At 59.1% G+C, this 450-nt stretch carries 1 pseudogene; it reads left to right on the forward strand.

The annotated features are described in order from the left end of the window. Positions 1–253 (forward strand): annotated as a pseudogene (locus GSQ88_RS31720) (hypothetical protein); the annotation flags it as partial. Positions 254–450 lie beyond the last annotated feature (197 nt).

Below are 450 nucleotides of genomic sequence, written 5' to 3' on the forward strand. Positions count from 1 at the left end.
GGCGTCGGCGCTGGTCACCATCGACAACGAATATGTGGTGCGCGGCGAATTGCCGGCCGCGATGTCGAGTGGCCGGGTGGTGCGCGTCGGCGCCCTGCCGGCGTTCCTGAAAACCTATATCGACCGGCTGAACTTCTCGTTCACAGACTATCTGCGCAACGAGAAGGATTCATCGACCGAACTGCATCAATGGGTGCGGCGGAATTATCTCGGCTTCCGCGAGATGGAACTGAAATTGATTTTGCAGAGGTAATCGCTCCCCTCTCGTCGTCCCAGCGAACGCTGGGACCCATAACCCCTGGCGTATCCATTGGAGCACAGACCAGGCCAGGAGCGCTCTGCACAAACATAGGCGACACGGCGTGATGGTGTGGACGGCCCCCTACGGCATCAGTTGTGCCAGAATGAGGTTGTTGAGATCTCAGACAAGGGAGCCGTCCGTGAGCCAGA

It is taken from the genome of Bradyrhizobium sp. S69 (assembly GCF_009766005.1).
Classification (GTDB): Bacteria; Pseudomonadota; Alphaproteobacteria; order Rhizobiales; family Xanthobacteraceae; genus Bradyrhizobium.